This window comes from Aeromonas sp. 130281 (assembly GCF_056642115.1).
The window spans coordinates 905,487-924,217 of record NZ_JBWVQS010000001.1 but is presented as its reverse complement, the minus strand read 5'-3'; the positions used below and the strand labels follow the sequence as shown (position 1 = coordinate 924,217).

Annotated in this window: 16 protein-coding genes; 8 read left to right on the top strand and 8 right to left on the bottom strand. The window is 62.3% G+C overall.

Going from position 1 to position 18,731, the window contains the following annotated elements; all coding sequences use genetic code 11:
- Positions 1–64: 64 nt before the first annotated feature.
- Complete coding sequence (locus AC1IN8_RS04020; RefSeq protein ID WP_319917770.1) at positions 65–472, top strand: hypothetical protein; 408 nt, start codon at positions 65–67, stop codon at positions 470–472.
- Positions 473–490: 18 nt separating this feature from the next.
- Here the strand turns inward: AC1IN8_RS04020 and AC1IN8_RS04015 are convergent, their stop codons facing one another.
- Positions 491–1,393, bottom strand: coding sequence for a LysR family transcriptional regulator (locus AC1IN8_RS04015; RefSeq protein WP_307765001.1), 903 nt, complete (start codon positions 1,391–1,393; stop codon positions 491–493).
- A gap of 110 nt (positions 1,394–1,503) precedes the next feature.
- On the opposite strand from AC1IN8_RS04015, the gene AC1IN8_RS04010 reads away from it, so the two are divergent.
- The 4 genes from AC1IN8_RS04010 to AC1IN8_RS03995 all read left to right on the top strand — a co-directional run bounded on the left by AC1IN8_RS04010 (position 1,504) and on the right by AC1IN8_RS03995 (position 4,416).
- On the top strand, positions 1,504–2,064 hold the full coding sequence (locus AC1IN8_RS04010) for a YceI family protein (protein ID WP_479758146.1): 561 nt from the start codon (positions 1,504–1,506) through the stop codon (positions 2,062–2,064).
- Positions 2,064–2,801 (top strand): hypothetical protein, encoded by a 738-nt coding sequence (locus AC1IN8_RS04005; protein WP_479758145.1) that lies wholly within the window; start codon positions 2,064–2,066, stop codon positions 2,799–2,801. The genes AC1IN8_RS04010 and AC1IN8_RS04005 overlap by 1 nt, the downstream gene beginning before the upstream one ends.
- Before the next feature lie 185 nt (positions 2,802–2,986).
- Complete coding sequence (locus AC1IN8_RS04000) at positions 2,987–4,108, top strand: adenosylhomocysteinase (protein WP_202046280.1); 1,122 nt, start codon at positions 2,987–2,989, stop codon at positions 4,106–4,108.
- Positions 4,105–4,416, top strand: coding sequence for an Rdx family protein (locus AC1IN8_RS03995; protein WP_479758144.1), 312 nt, complete (start codon positions 4,105–4,107; stop codon positions 4,414–4,416). Before AC1IN8_RS04000 ends, AC1IN8_RS03995 begins: the two co-directional genes overlap by 4 nt.
- A gap of 57 nt (positions 4,417–4,473) precedes the next feature.
- On the opposite strand, the gene olsF is transcribed toward AC1IN8_RS03995, so the two are convergent.
- The gene (gene olsF / locus AC1IN8_RS03990; protein ID WP_479758143.1) at positions 4,474–6,186 is read right to left on the bottom strand and encodes a bifunctional ornithine lipid synthase OlsF; all 1,713 of its coding nucleotides are present in this window, start codon (positions 6,184–6,186) and stop codon (positions 4,474–4,476) included.
- A gap of 178 nt (positions 6,187–6,364) precedes the next feature.
- Positions 6,365–7,591: a peptidase T gene (gene pepT, locus AC1IN8_RS03985; RefSeq protein ID WP_479758142.1), complete on the bottom strand. Its 1,227-nt coding sequence runs from the start codon at positions 7,589–7,591 to the stop codon at positions 6,365–6,367.
- Between the two features lie 1,059 nt (positions 7,592–8,650).
- Here pepT and speA point away from each other — a divergent pair.
- Positions 8,651–10,552, top strand: a complete 1,902-nt coding sequence (gene speA, locus AC1IN8_RS03980; protein ID WP_139439311.1) for a biosynthetic arginine decarboxylase — start codon at positions 8,651–8,653, stop codon at positions 10,550–10,552.
- A 117-nt stretch (positions 10,553–10,669) separates the two neighbouring features.
- Here speA and AC1IN8_RS03975 read toward each other — a convergent pair whose 3' ends face one another.
- From AC1IN8_RS03975 to AC1IN8_RS03965, 3 genes are all read right to left on the bottom strand, one after another.
- Positions 10,670–11,785 (bottom strand): LPS O-antigen chain length determinant protein WzzB, encoded by a 1,116-nt coding sequence (locus tag AC1IN8_RS03975; protein ID WP_479758141.1) that lies wholly within the window; start codon positions 11,783–11,785, stop codon positions 10,670–10,672.
- 518 nt (positions 11,786–12,303) lie between these two features.
- Positions 12,304–14,406, bottom strand: a complete 2,103-nt coding sequence (locus tag AC1IN8_RS03970; protein ID WP_479758140.1) for a putative bifunctional diguanylate cyclase/phosphodiesterase — start codon at positions 14,404–14,406, stop codon at positions 12,304–12,306.
- Between the two features lie 385 nt (positions 14,407–14,791).
- The gene (locus AC1IN8_RS03965; protein ID WP_479758139.1) at positions 14,792–15,469 is read right to left on the bottom strand and encodes an HNH endonuclease; all 678 of its coding nucleotides are present in this window, start codon (positions 15,467–15,469) and stop codon (positions 14,792–14,794) included.
- 267 nt (positions 15,470–15,736) lie between these two features.
- On the opposite strand from AC1IN8_RS03965, the gene AC1IN8_RS03960 reads away from it, so the two are divergent.
- On the top strand, positions 15,737–16,204 hold the full coding sequence (locus tag AC1IN8_RS03960) for a hypothetical protein (RefSeq protein WP_479758138.1): 468 nt from the start codon (positions 15,737–15,739) through the stop codon (positions 16,202–16,204).
- 115 nt (positions 16,205–16,319) lie between these two features.
- On the top strand, positions 16,320–16,688 hold the full coding sequence (locus tag AC1IN8_RS03955; protein ID WP_247626811.1) for a VOC family protein: 369 nt from the start codon (positions 16,320–16,322) through the stop codon (positions 16,686–16,688).
- A 14-nt stretch (positions 16,689–16,702) separates the two neighbouring features.
- Here AC1IN8_RS03955 and AC1IN8_RS03950 read toward each other — a convergent pair whose 3' ends face one another.
- Together AC1IN8_RS03950 and gdhA are read right to left on the bottom strand one after the other, a co-directional pair.
- Positions 16,703–16,918, bottom strand: coding sequence for a DUF3955 domain-containing protein (locus AC1IN8_RS03950; RefSeq protein ID WP_479758137.1), 216 nt, complete (start codon positions 16,916–16,918; stop codon positions 16,703–16,705).
- Between the two features lie 181 nt (positions 16,919–17,099).
- The gene (gdhA, locus tag AC1IN8_RS03945; RefSeq protein ID WP_479758136.1) at positions 17,100–18,458 is read right to left on the bottom strand and encodes an NADP-specific glutamate dehydrogenase; all 1,359 of its coding nucleotides are present in this window, start codon (positions 18,456–18,458) and stop codon (positions 17,100–17,102) included.
- Positions 18,459–18,731 lie beyond the last annotated feature (273 nt).

Here is an 18,731-nt window from a genome sequence, read left to right as displayed (position 1 = left end):
GCACCTCGTTGGCATGTCAGGTCAAAGATGCGGCGAAGTCTAGAGGAATCAATAAGGTTATCCAATGAGTAATACTATTTTATCCGGTAGTCGTGAGCCCCATCAAAGCCCCATACTGCTGGACCTCAATGCCCTCTACCACCCTCCCAAGCAGCCGCTCACCGCCCTTGGCATCGTCAGCGCCTTGGTCCCGCTGTTCGGCTACGGCTGGCAGGCGATGACCCAGGATCCCGAGACTCACTTTCGCCAGGAGCTCGGCAAGCGCATCAACAAGCGCAAGACGGACGAGGCCAACCTCACGCTGATCCTGCAACTGGCGGCCATGCTCGATTGCCACTGCCTGCACATCACCCTGCCCTATGAGCTGGGGGAGGAGCAGCTCGCCACCCTGGCGCGGCGTCTGCCGCGCTGGCGGCTGACCCAGCACAGTCTGCTGCTGGTGGCCGAGCTGCCGATCGTCCCCACCCCCTGATCACCCTCCGGTCCGGGCTCAGGTCTCCCTGTCCCAGTAGTGGGGAGCCAGGTAGCGCTCCTGCACGAACTCGATGAAGCAGCGCACCTTGGCCGAGACGAAACGGCGGTGCGGATAGAGGGCATAGAGTCCCACCTGTCCCTTCTCCCATTCCGGCAGCAGGGGCACCAAGGCGCCTGAGCGCAGCGCATCCCCGACGATGAAGGTGGGCTGCAAGATGATGCCCTGGTGATCGCAGGCGGCCCGGGTCAGGGCCACCCCGTTGTTGGCGCGAAGGGGCCCCTGGGGGCGCACGCTTTGCTGCTCCCCATCCCGCTTGAAGACCCAGTCCGGCTGGGTCAGGGTGTAGATGAGGCAGTCGTGCTGCTTGAGATCCTCCGGGGTCTTTGGGGTGCCCCTGCGGGCCAGGTATTCCGGACTGGCGCACACCACCAGCTTCATGGTGGCGAGCGGCTTGGCCACCAGGGAGGAGTCCGGCAGGTTGCCGATCCGCAGCGCCAGATCGAATCCCTCCTCCACCAGGGCCACCCGCCGGTCGCTGTACTCTATCTCCAGCTTGAGCTCGGGAAACCGCGTCCGAAACAGCGGCAGGGCGGGGGAGAGGTGCAGGTAGCCAAAGTCCATGGGCACCGAGAGCTTGAGGGTGCCCTGGGGTTGCTGGTTGTTGTGGGTGAGCTGGCTGTGGGTCTCTTCCAGCTCCGCCAGCAGGGCCAGGGAGCGCTGGTAGTAGAACTGGCCCGCCTCTGTGGGGTTGACCTGGCGGGTCGTGCGTGACAGCAGCCGGGTCGACAATGACTCCTCGAGCTGCTGCATCAGCTTGGAGGTCATGGCGACCGAGATGCCGAGCTGATGGGCGGCTTTGGTAAAGCTCTGGCACTCCACCACCTTGATGAAGGTGCGCATGGCGGCTATCTGATCCATATTCCACTCTCGGTTGATAATTATTTTAATAAATCGATGATTATCCATTCCTGCTCGGAGGTTAGCATGTCGGGTATCGATGTGAACCCCCTAATGAAGGAACGATCGGAATGAAAATGACCAAGGCCCTGCTGGCTTCCTGCCTGTTTATGGCGGCTCCCCTGATGGCGGCCGACTACGATGTCGATGCGGCTCACACCACAGTCCAGTTTAAGGTGGGCCACCTCGGCTTCTCCGAGCTGGTCGGCCGGTTCAACACCTTCAGCGGCACCTTCAGCATGGATGATGCCAATCCGACCGCCGCCAAGGCGAGCTTCGAAATCGACGCCGCCAGCGTGGACTCCAACCACGAGGCCCGCGACAAGCACCTGCGCAGCCCCGACTTCCTGGACGTCAAGCAGTACCCCAAGATGACCTTCGTCAGCTCCGGCTATGAAGGCACCAAGGACAAGGGCGTGCTCAAGGGCACCCTGACCCTGCACGGCGTCACCAAGGACGTGGCCTTCGACATGGTCCACATCGGCGAAGGCAAGGATCCCTGGGGCGGCTACCGCAGCGGCTTCAACGCCACCACCACCATCAAGCGCAGCGACTTTGGCGTGAACTACATGCTGCCGGGCATTCCGGACGAGATGAGCATCAACCTGTTCGTCGAAGGCGTGCGTAAGTAATGGGCGCAGCACTCTTGCTACAGACCCTGGCGGCTCCTTTGGGGGCCGCTTTGCTGTCATGGCGCTGGCCAAGGCTGGGCACCCTGTGGGGGGCGCTCGCGCTCTGGCTGGTGGGTTGCCTGCTGGGGGGGGCCTATGGTCTGCCGGTCAAGGCGTGGCAGTGGCTGCCGCTGGCCCTGCTGGTGCCCGCCATCGCGGCTCAGGTTGAGGACAAGCGCGCCACCCTGGCGCTGTTCGCCGGGCTAGCTGCCCTGGTGTGGTGGCAGGGGCTGGCCTCGGTCCTCGCCATCGAGCCGCGCATCTGGCTGGCCCTGTTGCCCGCCATCGCCTGGTTCGGCTGGACGGGCTGGCGCGGTGACAGCGAGGAGGGGCTGGGCTTTGCCCTGGGCTTCATCTGGCTGGCGCTGGTCATCGGCATCGATGGCAGCCTGCTGATCGCCCAGCTGGCGGGGGCCCTGGCCGCCTTCGCCGGTTTCCGTGCCCTGCTCGGTGCCTTTGCGGGCATCAAGGTGACCCCGGCCGCCCTGGGGCTGGCGCTCGCCTTCGTGCAGATGCTGGCCTGGCAATATGTGGAAGTCCCGCTGCTGGTGCTGCTGCCGGTCTGGTTGCTGCCGCTGCTGGAGTGGGCCCTGCGCAAGCGCCCGGGGTTGTCTCGTTGGGGTCTGCTGATACTGGTGGGGGCAATTGGTGCTGGTTTGAGTCTGTGGTGGGTCTGGCCAGAGGCATCACTTTATTAATTTCTGCATGAAAAACAGGCTATTACCTTATAAATTGATGGGTTAGTCAAAGTCTGCATAGATAAAGATTGAGCCCCATGGCGCTTTCAGATAAAAAGGATTTTCAATTATCTGGACACACACAGAACCCGGCTATGCCGGGTTCTGTTTGCCTGCTTTCTCGCGGCACGCTAAGGAGGCCACAGTTGCGCAGTCAGGGATCTGAGCATCTGTTTTTTCGCCATTTCACCGAGCAGGGACGCCTCGGGGATCTCTGCATTCTGCTTGTGACCCACCTGCTTCCCGACCGGCCCCACTTCATCCAGGTGCTCGATCGGGTGGGGCGGGTCGGCGCCATCCTGCCCAAACCCAAGTCCGTTCACGGACCGACCCTGGCCTGGGCCCAGCAGCACTACCCAGTGCTGCCCCTCAATCGCCACTGGACCTCGGATCCCGAGGGCGTCATTGCCCAGATAGCCCCCCTGGTGGAACCCCACGAGCGGCTCATCATCCTGGACATAGGCGGCTACTTCGCAAAGACCCAGGCGGTGCTCTTCGAACACTTCGGCGAGCGCTTTCTCGGGGTGGTGGAGATGACCGAGAACGGCCATCAGCGCTATGAACAGGAGGCGCTGGCCGCCCCCGTCATCTCGGTGGCGCGCAGCCCCCTCAAGCAGGCGGAAGACATCCAGATCGGCCTGAGCGTGGTCTACTCCGCCGAGTCCCTGGCGCGCACCCTGAGGCGTACCTTCAACGTCTGCCAGGCCGCCCTGTTTGGCTATGGCAAGGTGGGGCGCAGCATCGCCCGCGAGCTGCGCTGCCGCAACCTGCATCTGGAGCTGGTGGAGACGGATGCCCTGCGCCAGGTGGAGGCGCTCTCCCACGGCTTCAAGCTGGTGAACAAGGCTGAGGCCCTCGGCCGCGCCGAGCTGGTGATCTGCTGCACCGGCAACGGGGCCCTGGACATCGCCGACCTGCAGGCGCTGCGCCCCGGCGCCATGGTGGCCTCTGTTACCTCGGCGGACGACGAGTTCGCCTTCTGCCTCTCCCAGCTGCCCTGGCCGAGCGAGGAGGTGTGCCCCCATGTGCTGGCGCTCACGCGCCCGGATGGCAGCACCATCTTCCTGCTCAATCGCGGCGAGGCGGTGAACTTCGTCCACGGCGCCGTCATCGGCGAGTACGTCTATCTGGTGCTGGCGGAGATCATCGAAGGGGTGCACCAGCTGGCCGGGCAGAGGCCGGCCGCCGCCCTGCTCGAGCTGCCCCAGGCCACCATGCAGCGCATAGCCCGCCACTGGTTAACCGATTTTCATGGAGTCATCGCATGACAGAAATACAGACCTCCGTCAGCAAGCCGCGCATCGAGATCCGCTACTGCACCCTCTGCCGCTGGATGCTGCGCGCCGCCTGGCTGGCCCAGGAGCTGCTCTCCACCTTCGACAGCGATCTCGGGGAGGTGGCGCTGGTGCCCGCCAGCAAGGGGGAGTTTCGCATCCTGGTCAACGGGATCCAGGTGTGGGACAGGGTGGCTGACGAGGGCTTCCCCGAGGCGAAAGAGATCAAGCAGCGGGTGCGGGACCTCATCGCCCCGGAGCGCGATCTCGGCCATGCCGATCGCAAGCCCGCAGCCGAATAAGGCAACCACACAGAGCAAAAGGGAGGCGACAGCCTCCCTTTTTGTTTGCCATGGCGGCTAACCTGCGGCCTCTGCCCGGGCGGGGTGGCCGATATAGCGGGCCCGCTTGTGGGGCTTGATGCGGCTCACGTCCACCCACACCAGGCCGTCGATGCAGTGGTTGAAGTCGGGGTCTATGCCAAAGTCCATGAACTGCACGCCCCCCGGCTCGCACAGCTCGGAGTATTGCTTGTAGAGGGTGGGGATGGCGCAGCCCAGGTGGTCGAGGCGGGCCTTGAGCGCCTTGAGATCGCTGCCGTAATCGCGCCCCTCGAACAGGGGCGCCGTCTCGGGATAGGGGCGGCGCGAGGGGGCCAGGGCCAGCTCGGGGGCGAAGTGCTGGCGGTAGAAGGCCACCAGCAGATCCTTGGCCGCCGGCGGCAGGCTGCCGGAGAGGGTCACGGGCCCGAACAGATACCGATACTGGGGGTAGCGGGCCAGGTAGGCCCCTATGCCGAACCAGAGGTAATCGAGCCCCCGCTTGCCCCAGTAGGCGGGCTGGATGAAGCTGCGGCCAAGCTCGATGGCAAGTTCCAGCCGGGGCAGCAGCCTCTCTTCAAACCCGAACAGGGTGTGGCTGTAGAGGCCGCTCACCCCCTTGCGCGCCAGCAGCTCGGCCACGGGGGCGAAGCGGTAGGCGCCGATGATGTCGAGGCGGGCCGGATCCCAGAGGATGAGGTGGTGGTAGTCATCGTCGAAGGCATCGAGATCCCGCCGCCTGCCCGAGCCTTCCCCCACGGCGCGAAACGCGATCTCCCTAAGGCGCCCCAGCTCGCGCAGGATCACAGAGTGGCCCTGCTCGTGGCGGCGATAGAGCAGGATGCGCTGGCCATCCGGGGTCTGCCCGAGCAGCTCGCAGCCGTCCATGGCCTGCTTGAGCTGGCGGCGCTCCTCCGGCAGGGCGATGGGGGCCTCGGTCGCCAGGGGACCCTTCTTCCCCTTGCCGAGGCGATAGAGATGACGGCGCACCAGGGCGGCGGCGGTCTTGGGGGCGAGCTCTCCGAGACTCTGGGGCGGGATGCGCTCCCCCAGGGTGAGGGAGATGCGTCGCCCCTGCTGGCGAAATAGCTGGCGCACCAGCAGCAGGGCGGAGGCGGGTTTGTGGAGCCAGGAGGCGAGATAGAAGGGGAGGCCGTTGCGCCCGTCCAGATGGATGGGCACCAGCGGCGTGCGGGTGCGCCTGGCCAGCTTGATGAAGCCCCCCTGCCAGGGACCGTCCTTCACCCCCTTGGGGCCGAGGCGCGACACCTCGCCGGCGGGGAAGATGATGAGGGCTCCCTCCTGGGCCAGGTGTTCCCCCATGGCCAGGATGGCGCGTCTGTCGGTCTTGCCCCCCAGGTTGTCCACCGGCAGCAGCAGGGGACGCAGGGGGGCAATCTGTGCCAGCAGCCGGTTGGCCACTATCTTGACGTCGGGGCGGATGCGGCCGAGCAGGCGCAGCAGGGCCAGCCCGTCCAGGGATCCTATGGGGTGGTTCGCGACTATCATGACCCGGCCGCTGGCGGGGATGTTCTCGAGCTCGGCCTCGCTCACCCTGTAGTCAAAATCGAGGGCGCCGAGGGCCTGCTCGACGAAGTCGAGGCCGCGCAGGTGAGGATGGCGCTCGGCAAACTCGGCGAAGGCCTCCTCGTTGAGCAGCCAGCTCAGCCCCTGCCGGAGCAGGGGACGGATCAGGGGTTGGGTGGCGAGGCGGGGCAGATGCTGCCCCAGCAGGGTATCGACGTTGAACATGGGCAAGGCTCCGCGGAACGTTGCCTCAGGGTGCCTCCCCCCGGTTTCCCCTTTGTGGCAGCGCCGTGACGGTTTGATGACTTGGGGCAGAGGGCCCCGCTCATACCACCGTTATTGCTCCCGCCAGGCCCCGCCTATACCGCCGCTATTGCTCCCACCTGGCTCCCTCAGGAGCGCATCACTGCTCCCGCCAGGCCGAGGTGAGCCGCACCAGAGCCACCAGGGTGGCGACCGCCTTCTCCATGGATTGCAGCGGGATGAACTCGTGCTTGCCGTGGAAGTTGTGGCCACCCGTGAAGAGGTTGGGGCAGGGCAGACCCATGAAGGAGAGGCGGGCGCCGTCGGTACCGCCGCGGATGGGCTTGATCCTGGGGACCACGTCGGCGGCCTCCATGGCGGCCCTGGCCAGCTCGACGATGTGCATGTGCGGCGCTATCTGGCTGCGCATGTTGCGGTAGCTGTCCTCTATCTCAAGGGTGATGCGCGCCTTGGGGTTGTCCAGCTGCAGGGAGGCGACCCGCTCCTTGAGCTGGGCCTTGCGGGCGGCGAAGCAGTCGTCGTCGAAGTCGCGGATGAGGTAGTGCAGGGTGCTCTCCTCCACCGTGCCCTCCATCCGGGCCAGGTGGAAGAAGCCTTCGTATCCTGCCGTGCACTCCGGGGTCTGCTCGGGGGGCATCTCGGCGTGGAAGCGGGCGGCCAGGGTCTGGCTGTTGATCATGCTGCCCTTGGCGGTGCCGGGGTGCACGTTGTTGCCGACAAAACGCACTGTGGCGCTGGCGGCGTTGAAGTTTTCATACTCCAGCTCGCCGAGTTCACCGCCATCCACGGTATAGGCCCACTTGGCCAGGAATCTCTCCAGGGGGAACAGATCGGCGCCGCGGCCTATCTCCTCGTCCGGGGTGAAGCCTATCCAGAGATCCCCGCGGGGGATCTCGGGGTGGGCCAGCAGGTACTGGGCGGCGGTGAGGATCTCGGCGATGCCCGCCTTGTCGTCGGCCCCCAGCAGGGTGGTGCCGTCCGTGGTGATGAGATCCTGCCCCAGGTAGTTTTTCAGGCAGCGGTACTGGCGGATGGCCAGCACCTCGTCCCCCTTGCCCAGACAGATGTCGCCCCCCTGATAATTCTCGATGAGCTGGGGCACCACCTGTTCTGCCTCGTAATCGGCGGTGTCCATGTGGGCGATGAGCCCGATGGCGGGTGCCTGTGGCTGGTTGCCCGGCAGGCAGGCGGTGAGGTAGCCGTGCTCATCCAGGGTGACCTGGGTCAGCCCAAGCTGGGTCATCTCCTCGCAGAGGGCGCGGGCGAAGACGATCTGGCCCTCGCTGCTGGGACAGGCAGGATTGGTCGCATCGGAGCGGGTATGAAAAGTCAGGTAACGCAGAAAACGCTCAAGCAGGGTATCCATTGGCAGGCCTCAAACCACAAAAGAGGCACCATTGTGAACAAGACGGCCGGGCTGATTATTGCGTCAGCGCAGTTTTTGATGGATTTGTCGGGCCCGGATCCCCGGGGGATGCTGGGAAAGGCGCTCAACCCGAGGGCTTGGTGAATAAAAATTCCGAATTTAAAACTCATCATGCATATGAGAAAGGGCTGAATTTTCCCCCGGCCCAGCAGTGGCAAGGGGTCGGGAAAAATGGCCGGTTCCCCTGTTATTTTCAGGGCCAATCCTGAGCGGCCTCATCCCTCGCCATCCCAGAGCCAGCCTTGCTGGCAGCAAGATTTGGCCCATCGATCAAAACCCGTTTTTTAACACGATTTTTTATTGTCAGTGGCGCCGGTAAGTGTGTACACTCCGCGCCGATCCGAGGGTAACCCTGAGCAGGCAGAGGCCGCCAGACACCGACAGGATCAGACGCCTATAGGGCGAGGCACGCAGAAACGACAGACACTGCTGGGGAATGGTTTCTTTAATACCGGTTAGGCTCCGGTATCAGGGAGAACAACAGACTCTCATCACCTACTGACCGAGTGGGCCAACGGCTCATCATCTTCCCTTGTCATGGGCGGTCACTGGCGTTGAGCGGGCTGTGGTGGTTGTCGTTCATCAACACGCGTGCGTGCTGACGTCTACCCTTCTCTTCCTTGAACCTCTCTCCTTTTGTCGGGATGGCTGCCGAATGATGAACGAACGGCGTGGCTGATGCCGGTTGTCATCAAAGTACCGCGGCGCCCCATTACAGTGGCACCGCATACCGTTGAGCTTGATGTAAAGCCACCAGCCCCACATCAAGACTCGTTACTTCCCAAGATCCACCAGGCAGCCTTGGCTTGCCGCGATGTGCAACAGAGGATCTGGCTGCGACAAGGCCCAGAGTCAGGCAACAACGCCTGCCGCCGCCGGCCGTGACGCACCGGGTGCCCGCAGGCAGCCTTTGCTCGCCGCATGTTGCAATCGATGGTCTGGATGTGATTGAGGGTAACGAAGGCGGCCTTCTGGCCGCTCATTTGCGAGGCATAGCCCATGACTAACTGGTCCAGCAAGGACTCCTTGAAGGTCTACAACGTTCCCTACTGGGGTGCGGGTTTTTTCAATATCAATGACGCCGGTCATGTGACCGTCTCCCCCGACAAGTCTCGTCCCGGGGCGCATATAGTGCTGTCCGAGGCCATCGAACAGCTGCGCCAGTCCGGACTGACTACCCCGGTATTGCTGCGTTTCCCCGACATCCTCAAGAGCCGGGTCGATGCGCTGTTCAACGCCTTCGGTCAGGCCATCGAGAAGTCGGGCTATGAAGGGGACTACCTGTGCGTTTACCCGATCAAGGTAAACCAGCAGCGTCGCGTCATCGAGACCATCAGTCAGTCCTACAGCGACAAGCCGCGGCTTGGGCTGGAGGCCGGCTCCAAACCGGAGCTGCTGGCCGTGCTGTCCCATCATCATGAGCAAGGGTCCGTCATCGTCTGCAACGGTTACAAGGACCGCGAATACATCCGCCACGCCCTCTTGGGCAACCTGATGGGCCACAAGGTCTACATAGTGGTGGAAAAACCCTCCGAGCTGGAAATGGTGCTGGACGAGTCAGTTCGCCTCAACATCAAGCCCAACATCGGGGTGCGCGCCAAGCTCGCCTCCACCGGCTCCGGCATGTGGGAATCGAGCGGCGGCTCCATGTCCAAGTTCGGCCTCTCCGCCTCCCAGATCCTGGCGCTGGTGGAGCGTCTGCGCAGCCTCGGCAAGCTGGACTGCCTGCAACTGCTGCACTTCCACCTGGGCTCCCAGATAGCGAACATCCGCGACATCCAGGGCGGCATCCGCGAGTGCGGCCGCTTCTATGCCGAACTGCGTCGCCTCGGCGTGCCCATCGACGTGGTCGATGTGGGCGGCGGCCTGGGTGTGGACTATGAGGGCACCCGCTCCCAGAGCCACTGCTCCGCCAACTACAGCCTCTCCGAGTACGCCAACAACGTGGTGTGGGGCATAGGCGATGTGTGCCGCGAGTTCGACCTGCCGCACCCGACCATCATCAGCGAGTCCGGCCGTGCCCTGACCGCCCACCACGCCGTGCTGGTCACCAATCTGATTGGTGCCGAAGGGGTGGAAGTGAACGACATCCATGCGCCGGATGAAGACGCCCCGACCATTTTGCAGAACATGTGGAAAGGCTGGCTGGACCTGCGCGGGGAAGATCCCTCCCTGCTGGAGATCTTCCACGACTCCGTGGCGGATCTGGGGGATGTGAACGCCCAGTTCACCATGGGGCTCTTGAACCTCGAGCAGCGCGCCTGGGCCGAGATGCTGCACCAGAACACCTGCCTGGCGCTCAAGGAGCTGCTCAACCCGGTCAACCGCAACCACCGCGCCCTGGCCGACGAGCTCTCCGAGAAGCTGGCAGACAAGTGCTTCGCGAACTTCTCCCTGTTCCAGTCCCTGCCCGATGCCTGGGGCATAGGTCAGGTGTTCCCCGTGATGCCGCTCACCGGCCTCGAGCGCCCGCTCACCCGCCGCGGCATCCTGATGGACATCACCTGTGACTCCGACGGCCAGGTGGAGCACTACGTCGACGGTCTGGGTGTCGAGAGCACGCTGCCGATGCCGGAGTATGGCGAGAACGAAGAGTGCCACGTCGGCTTCTTCCTGGTGGGCGCCTATCAGGAGATCCTGGGGGATCTGCACAACCTGTTCGGTGACACCCACTGCGCGGAAGTGTGGCTGGACGAGGAAGGCAAGATGGACATCCGCAACGTGGTGCGCGGCGACACCGTCGACCAGCTGCTGCGTTACGTCAACATCGACCCGTCCGTGATCCGCGAGAACTACCAGCGTATCGTCTCCCACCCGGCGCTGGACGACGCGACCCGCAAGGCCCTGCTCGACGAGTTGGAGCTGGGTCTGCAAGGCTACGCCTACCTGGAAGACGAATAAGCCAGCGGCTTGTTCCTCCGTCGGTCAAAAGACGGGAATGAAAAACGGCGCCTTCGGGCGCCGTTTTTGTTGTCTCTCTGGCAGGAGCACAGTGGCCGCTTTATAAGAAGATGAGAATCAGCCCTGATTCGCCAGGGCTGGCCGATGAGCATGCTCTTCTTTGCTTCTGCCCCGTCTGACGGCGTGCTGGAGCAGCACCAGGGCCATCCCCAACATCCCGCCCAGCAGGGTGGCCAGGACCAGGATCAGCGGGCGTTTCGGCTGGTCTCTCGTCAATGGCTGACCAGGGGTATCCAGATAAGAAAATGGACGAAAGACCAGGGCATCAATGCTGATGCTTTCTAATCTGGCAAGCTGAACCTTCAGCTCCATTATTTCCGGCATATATTCTTCTGGCTTGAGTGACTTGAGAATGGCCAATTTTTTAGCCAGCCCGTCTTTTCCGAGCATGATTGGGAAGCGATCACCATAGCTGAAGTTTTCCAATGGTTTATTCACCCCGGCCGCATTGGCGATGCTCATGCTGTATTCAATGTTTTCAATCTCTCTGGCCAGCTCACGCCTTGCATCTTCAGTTTTCATCTTTATTTTGAGACGAAGAGCACTGTGCTGGCTATCTCTATTATTTTCCAGTGCATCGCGCAGCTCTCTATTTTGCAATGAAATGATGTAATTCATATATCCCGTCAAAAGTGATGCAGCCTCCTCTTTTTTAAAGAACGAAAAAGAGAGGCGTATGCCCGGTTGTTCCCCTTTCTTGTCTGCAGGCTCGAGCCGCATCCACTCTGACCATGTTCTCAGTAATCGCTGCTGTGCCAAGGGGGCCAGATCATGTTCCACTACGTATTTTCCAAATTGGGAGGTGCCGTGCAGATAGCGGCTGATATTGTCGTAAGACTTGAATTCCAGCAAAAAATCATCGTAGAGGGTGTGATTGCTCTTGGGGCCGGCCAATCCTTGAATGTCGAGAGCGATTCTGAGGCGATCGAGCTCCAGCGTGTCTCGCTGTTTGGGTTTATATATGACAGCGTGCGCCGTCCACTGCTCGGGAGCAACCATGGCATACAATAATCCCATGCTGCCACATATCAATGCGCTAATAAGGATGCAGATCTTTTTCTGCCACAACAATGCGAAAAGTGCATAGAGATCTATTTCATCGTCGGCCCTTGTCATCTGCAAGGAATAACCCGCTCTATGGCGGTTATTGTCGTTCGTCGCCAAATGGCTCATAGATTGTCACCGATATATATCATGTTGCATTTGGCGCTCATTCCCGCCAGTCCGATGACGGGTGCAAGGTAGCAGCACGGACGAAATCCGGGTGGGCTCTGGTTGATTTGCCATCGTTTTTTCGAACATGGGGTATCTTGGTCGGTTATGTGGTTGTCTGCCCTCGATGCCCCTGGTGGTGGCACTGGCTGAACCCGACTGCATGTCAGGATGATCAAGGTGGTCATCTGTTGTGGCACAGTCCCGTTGATGGGGAGGGAAATTGTCCTTGCCAGTCCGCCTGCGCCAGATCAGGCAATCTGTTCCAGTCGTACCGTGGAATACGCGGGCAAGAAGGGGGCTGCACTGCCGTACGCGGTACGCGGTACGAAGTGATTAGAGCACCGGCTGTCTGTACGTGAACTGTACTGGACCGCAGGTCCCTCCCCGGATCGGCTGGCATGGGGGAGAGGATGGGAAGCCATGACGCCGTGGGATAGTCCTTCGGGCCTGGGTGGATCTGCACCCGTCAGGCAGGATCAGGCGAGCACACCCTCCAGCGCGAGCCGGGGGGCATCGGGGGCACAGCGGGCAAGCAACTGCTCCCCCGCCATGGGGCGCCCCAGCAGATAGCCCTGCAGGGTGTCGCAGCCGAGCTGGGTCAGCAGGGTGCGCTGCTGCGGGGTCTCTACCCCTTCGGCCACGATGCGCATTCCCAGGGCCTGGCCCAGGGCGATGATGGCGCCGATGATGGTGGCATCGTCGCCCCCCTGCTCCAGGGTGGCGACGAAGCCCTTGTCTATCTTGAGCTCGTTGGCGGGGAAGCGCTTGAGGTAGAGCAGGCTGGAGTAGCCGGTGCCGAAGTCATCGATGGAGATGCCGAGCCCCAGCTCTGCCAGGCGATTGAGGATGGCCAGGCTCTCCTCGGCGTTCTGCATGGCGGTGGATTCGGTGATCTCCAGGGTGAGGTGGCGCGCCTCGAGCCGGTGGCGGGAGAGGGCAGCCTCCACCACCTCCAGCAAGCCGGGGCTGGCCAGCTGTATGGTGGAGAGATTGACCGCCACACTCCAGTCGTGATGACCCGCCTCCCGCCAGGAGCTCATCTGGCGGCACGCCTCGTCGATGACCCAGTTGCCGATGGGGATGATGAGCCGGGTCTTCTCCGCCAGGGGCAGGAAGCTGGCCGGGGAGATGGCGCCATGTTCCGGATGCTGCCAGCGCAGCAGCGCCTCGGCGCCGACCACCTGGCCGCTGCGGGCGTCGTACTTGGGTTGATAGTGCAGGGCGAGCTCCCCCCGCTCCAGGGCATGGCGCAGCTCCTTTTGCAGCAGGAACTGCTGGTGGGCGTTGGCATTCATGGCGCTGTCGAAGTAGTAGTAGTCGTTGCGCCCCCGCTCCTTGGCGTAGTACATGGCGGCATCGGCGTTGAGGATCAGCTCGTGCAGGCTGGTGCCATCCTGGGGATAGACGGCGATGCCGATGCTGGCGGTGATGTGCAGGCTGTGGTGCTCCCAGGGGTAGGGCTGGGCCAGGGCTGCCAGCAGCCGCTCGGCGAAGGCGGTGGTCTGGGTGATATCCCCCGGTGCCAGGGCCAGCACGAACTCGTCGCCGCCAAAGCGCGAGGCGGTGTCGCTCCCCCCAAGCAGCCCGGTGATCCGCGCCGCCACCTCGGCCAGCAGCAGGTCTCCCGTGTGGTGACCGTGGGCATCGTTGATGATCTTGAAGCCGTCGAGATCGAGAAACAGCAGGGAGAAGCTGCGCTGGCTGTGCTGGCACTCCTGGATGCGCTGCTCCAGCCGGTCGGCAAACAGCAGCCGGTTCGGCAGCCGGGTCAGGCTGTCATGAAGCGCCAGCTTGAGCAATTCGTCGTGGGCCAGGTGCAAGGAGGTCGAGAGGCGCGCGGCGTGGGCATCCAGCAGGGAGAGCACCAGGGCGATGGCGAACACCGCCAGGGTCACTATGATGACCACGGTCGCCAGCCACTGGGTATCGAGGCCGGTATAGAGGGCGCCGCACAGGCTCCCTTCCGGGAACTGGGCCGCCGCCATGCCGGTGTAGTGCATGCCGATGATGGCGGCCCCCATCACCAGGGAGGCGAGGGCCTTGCGAAAGAAGGCGCGCGGCGTGCTGTTGCGCAGGCGAAACGCTATCCAGAGCGCGGCGCCGGAGGCGAGCACGGCGATCAGGATGGAGAGCACGAAGAGGCCGCGGTGGTAATGAATGCCGGGATCTATCTTCATGGCCGCCATGCCGATGTAGTGCATGGTGGCGATACCGGCCCCCATCAGCAGGGCGCCCCCCGCGACGTGGCGCCAGGGCAGCTCGGGGCGGCTCACCAGCCAGAGCGCGAAGGCCGAGGAGCCGATGGCCGCCACCAGGGAGAGGCCGGTGAGGGTCAGATCGTAACCGAGCGCTATGGGCAGGTTGAAGGCGAGCATGCCGATGAAGTGCATGGACCAGATGCCCAGCCCCATGGCGAAGGCGCCCCCCGCGAGCCAGAGGGCGGCGGCCCGTCCCTGACTCTGGCTCACCCGGCTCGTCATGTTCAGCGCCGTGTAAGAGGCGAGCACCGCCACTAGGATGGAGAAAAACACCAGATCCTGGCTGTAATAACTGTCGAGCATGGGGTGGGTCGCGGTCACTGTCACTCACTCTGGGATGAAAAACGGCCTGAGCCATGGCCGGACTGGAGAGGAAAATCGGGCTGGGGATTGTACACCAGAGGTGCCCCAAACCGGCCAGCGATACGTACCAAAATGGGCCCTGGATCAGAGTAAAAGCACTGAATTTATCCCCCGATGGTAAGGCCCTCCCACGCCCAGTCCAAAGGCGGGTTCCAAATTTTCCCGCTTTAAAATCAGGGGTATAGACAGGTGGGGATCACAGCCACTGTCCTGTATGCCTGGGTGAGCCGCAGCGTCTTTGCAGTCCGCCGAGGGGAGAAGTGGTAAATGGAGCGAGCAGGCATCCACAGTAGACAGCTCGCCATGGGCGAGCTGTCTATGAGGAGCAAATTGTCAGGCACCCTTACTCTCTGATGAGTCTTGGGATCTTTTGGTAAAGCGCGTCTCGGCGCGCCTCTTTGTTGGCGCCAAAGTGCAGCTCGCGGTGGCAATTAGGGCAGAGGGCGACCGTGTTGCCGATGGTATCTGAGCCACCTTCCGCTAAGGTGCGCAGGTGATGAACCTCGAGAAAGGGTTCCCCGGTGACCGTGATAAAGGGGGCCTGTGCATCACAACACTCGCATCTCGAGGCTGCGGCGACGAGTACCCAGGCTTTGACCCGTGGATCCCTCACATAACTCGTCGTGGTCAGGTCGCGCTGTGAGGGCTCTTTTACTCCGAGGGGAAGAGGAGAGATTGGCTTCTCTTTATATTGAATGAGCCGATGCTCGAATTCGGCCTGTCCGCTATAAGGTTGGCCATCGAGCTCACAGAGTAGGCGTTCAATAATAGAGGCATTCTGCGGGCCAACATTCTTGGCTGGTTTTAGTCCGGAGACCCAGGCCCTGCCCATCAACACGCAGATGTGAGAGATATTTTGCATCCGATATTCAAATGATTTCTCAGAGCGGGCGAATCGTGCAGCTAGCTCAGTGTAATAGTGCTTTTTGACAAAGGGGACGCCATCCAACGCCTTGCCGTGCATATCCAGATAGGCGGCCACCGTTGCCCTTAACTCTTCTTCCGTCCATGTCTTGCGCAAAGCCGACTCCTCGCGTCCGATACCCCCTCCCTATGCCACTTCAGGCATAAGGGTGGTTTCATCCGAGTTGCATTTGATGGTGCGCATCTTAATCCAATCGGCACCATCCTTCAGCTGAAATGTCGAAAAACCTGTGTCTTATCAATAGATTTATGTAGATAAATCAGTAGGCTGGTTTTTACACAGTCTGATGGGTGCCATCAGGACCCAATAATGGGAAGTGGGTGTTGATTGCGTGCCACCTAAGCCAACCACAGGGAGGTGGTGATGGATCCGATCTCTTATCTTTTTTCGGCTTATCTCAATCTGGTGCAGCAGCAGGTGACGGATATCTATGGCACCGAGGTCAAGGCGCTGGTGGTGCAGTATGAAGGGGAGCAGATTCCCTTCTCATTTCAGCTCTGGCAGATCAAACAGAACAGCGTCTGCCGTCCCTATGAGCAGGATGTGCGGCGCTTCAGTCAGTGTACGGTCAAGGCAAGGGCGCTGTTTGGCAAGTTGTGCGATGAGTTATCGCGCCAGGATGACAGTAGCTGGCAGCTCCCTAAGTACCGCACCATGTACTGCTCGGCCGCCATCGGCTATCGGCCCATGATTGCGGAGATCGCCGATGCCAAGCAGAGCCCGGCGAAGCTCGCGGAGCGGGCCTGCAATCAGGCCATTCTGGCGGCCATGGAGAGCGAGGACGAAGCCCTGCTTGCCCAGCGCGACAAGGCCTGCGCCGCCGTACGATAAGGCGTATTTCCCTGATAAAAGAAATGGTTAGGGATAATGGATGTGCGCCAAGACACAGTCTCTGCCAAGGGGACTGGCTATGATGGGGTGGCAGTCACCACCACAGGGAGCAAGCATGATCAGCCATATCGACCATCTGGTATTGACGGTGAGCGACATAGAGCGGGCGGTGGGGTTTTACAGCCGCGCCTTCAAGATGGAGCCCATCACCTTCGGGGCGGGGCGCCGGGCCTTGCGCTTTGGCAACCAGAAGATCAATCTGCAGTTGCTGGGGGAGGAGCCGCGTAACCGGGCTCAGGTGGGCTCTGGGGATCTCTGCCTCATCACCCGCTGGCCCCTGGATCAGGTGATGGCCCAGCTCGCGAGCCAGGGGGTCGAGATAGTGGAGGGGCCGGTGACGAAGAGCGGTGCCTGCGGCCCCATCGAATCTGTCTATTGCCTGGATCCGGATCAGAATCTCATCGAGATCAGCCGCTATCGCTGAGTGCCTCTGACGCATCAGGGCCGGCTTTCTTCCCCTTTGGCGAGGGCCCTGCGCAGCAGAGGGCGCAAGCTGAGCACCATGCCGCTGAAGAGCAGCAGATAGCCCAGTGGCAGCAGGGCAAAGGGCTCGTGCAGGAACCCCTCTGCATCCACTGTGGAGCCTGCGAGGTTGAAGGCCACAAAGCAGCCGAGCCCGGCCAGGATCAGGAGGGCGCCTAGGGTCGTGGTCATCTGGTTGTTCTCGTTCGCGCATGAAAGAGGAGTGAGGGTGTCATGGCTGGGTGAAGTGGGTGTGAAGTGGCGCCGACATCACAGGCGATCGCCCTGATGAAAGCCACCTCGACGCATCTAACGCAGCAGGGCAGCCATGGGCTGCCCTGCTGCTTTGGGGGACGTTTCGGGAGTGGCGTGACTAGCAAACCCCTTGCGCCAGCATGGCGTCGGCCACCTTGACGAAGCCGGCGATATTGGCGCCGCTTTCGTAGTTCACATGGCCGTCATCCTGGCCCTGATCCACCTGGCCGTAGCGCACGCAGGTGGCGTGGATGCTGCTCATGATCCCCTTGAGGCGGGCGTCCACCTCCTCCCGGCTCCAGGAGAGGCGCTGGGCATTCTGGCTCATCTCGAGGCCCGAGGTGGCGACCCCACCGGCGTTGGCGGCCTTGCCCGGGGCGAACAGCACCCTTGATTCGTGGAAGAGGCGGATGGCGGCGGCGCTGGAGGGCATGTTGGCCCCCTCGGCCACCAGCTGTACGCCGTTCGCGATCAGGGCGGCGGCATCCGATGCATCCAGCTCGTTCTGGGTGGCGCAGGGGAGGGCGACATCGGTCGCCAGATGCCAGGGGGTACGACCGGTGAAGAACTCCAGCCCCAACTCATGGGCGTAATCCGCCACCCGCTTGCGCTGCTCGTTTTTGAGCGCCATCAGGCGGGCCAGCTTCTCTGGGGTGAAGCCGTCAGGATCATAGACGGTGCCGCCGGAGTCGGAGGCGGTGATGACCCGGGCGCCGAGCGCCATCGCCTTCTCGATGGCGTACTGGGCCACGTTGCCCGAGCCCGACACCGAGACCCGCATGCCATCGAGGGACTGGCCGCGGTGGGCCAGCATGGCCTGGACGAAGTAGAGCAGGCCGTAGCCGGTGGCTTCCGGGCGGATCAGGCTGCCGCCAAAGGAGAGCCCCTTGCCGGTGAAGACGCACTCGGCGCTGTTGGTGAGCTTCTTCATCATGCCCGCCATGTAGCTCACCTCGCGCCCGCCCACCCCGATGTCACCGGCCGGCACGTCTGTGTTGGCCCCGAGGTGGCGATAGAGCTCCAGCATCAGCGCCTGGCAGAAGCGCATCACCTCCCCTTCGCTCTTGCCCTTGGGATCGAAATCGCTGCCCCCCTTGCCGCCGCCCATGGGCAGGGTGGTGAGGGCGTTCTTGAAGGTCTGCTCGAAGGCGAGGAATTTCAGCACCGAGAGATCCACCGAGGGGTGGAAGCGCATGCCCCCCTTGAAGGGACCGATGGCGCTGTTGTGCTGGATGCGGTAGCCACGGTTCACCTGCACCTGACCCTGGTCATCCACCCAGCTCACCCGAAACTGCACGAGGCGCTCGGGCTCCACCAGCCGCTCCAGCAGGCCGTGTTGCAGGTAGCGGGGGTGACGCGCCACATAGGGCCAGATGGAGGCGACGACCTCGCTCACCGCCTGGATGAACTCGGGTTGGTGGGGGTTGCGGCTGGCCACCTGGGCCAGGAATGCCTCCTGAGAGAGGGAATGACTCATCTGTAACTCCTGTAATAAAGGGAAATTGGCCTCTTGCCAGAGAAGGGTCGGCGCCGCACCCCGCTTTATATTCGACGTTGAAAGTGAATACGGATAAAAATTTGTTTCGTTGCGGTAATTGCCGACAATGATGGCGATGACGCCGCTGCATGGCCGACATCAGGGTGATAATTCGCGCCGACGAAAATCTTTTTATGCATTTTTGGTCAATAAATAGCAAGTTTTAGTTCATCCCTCTCGATGGGTATCCTTCGAGGCTCTCTGCGGTCGCAG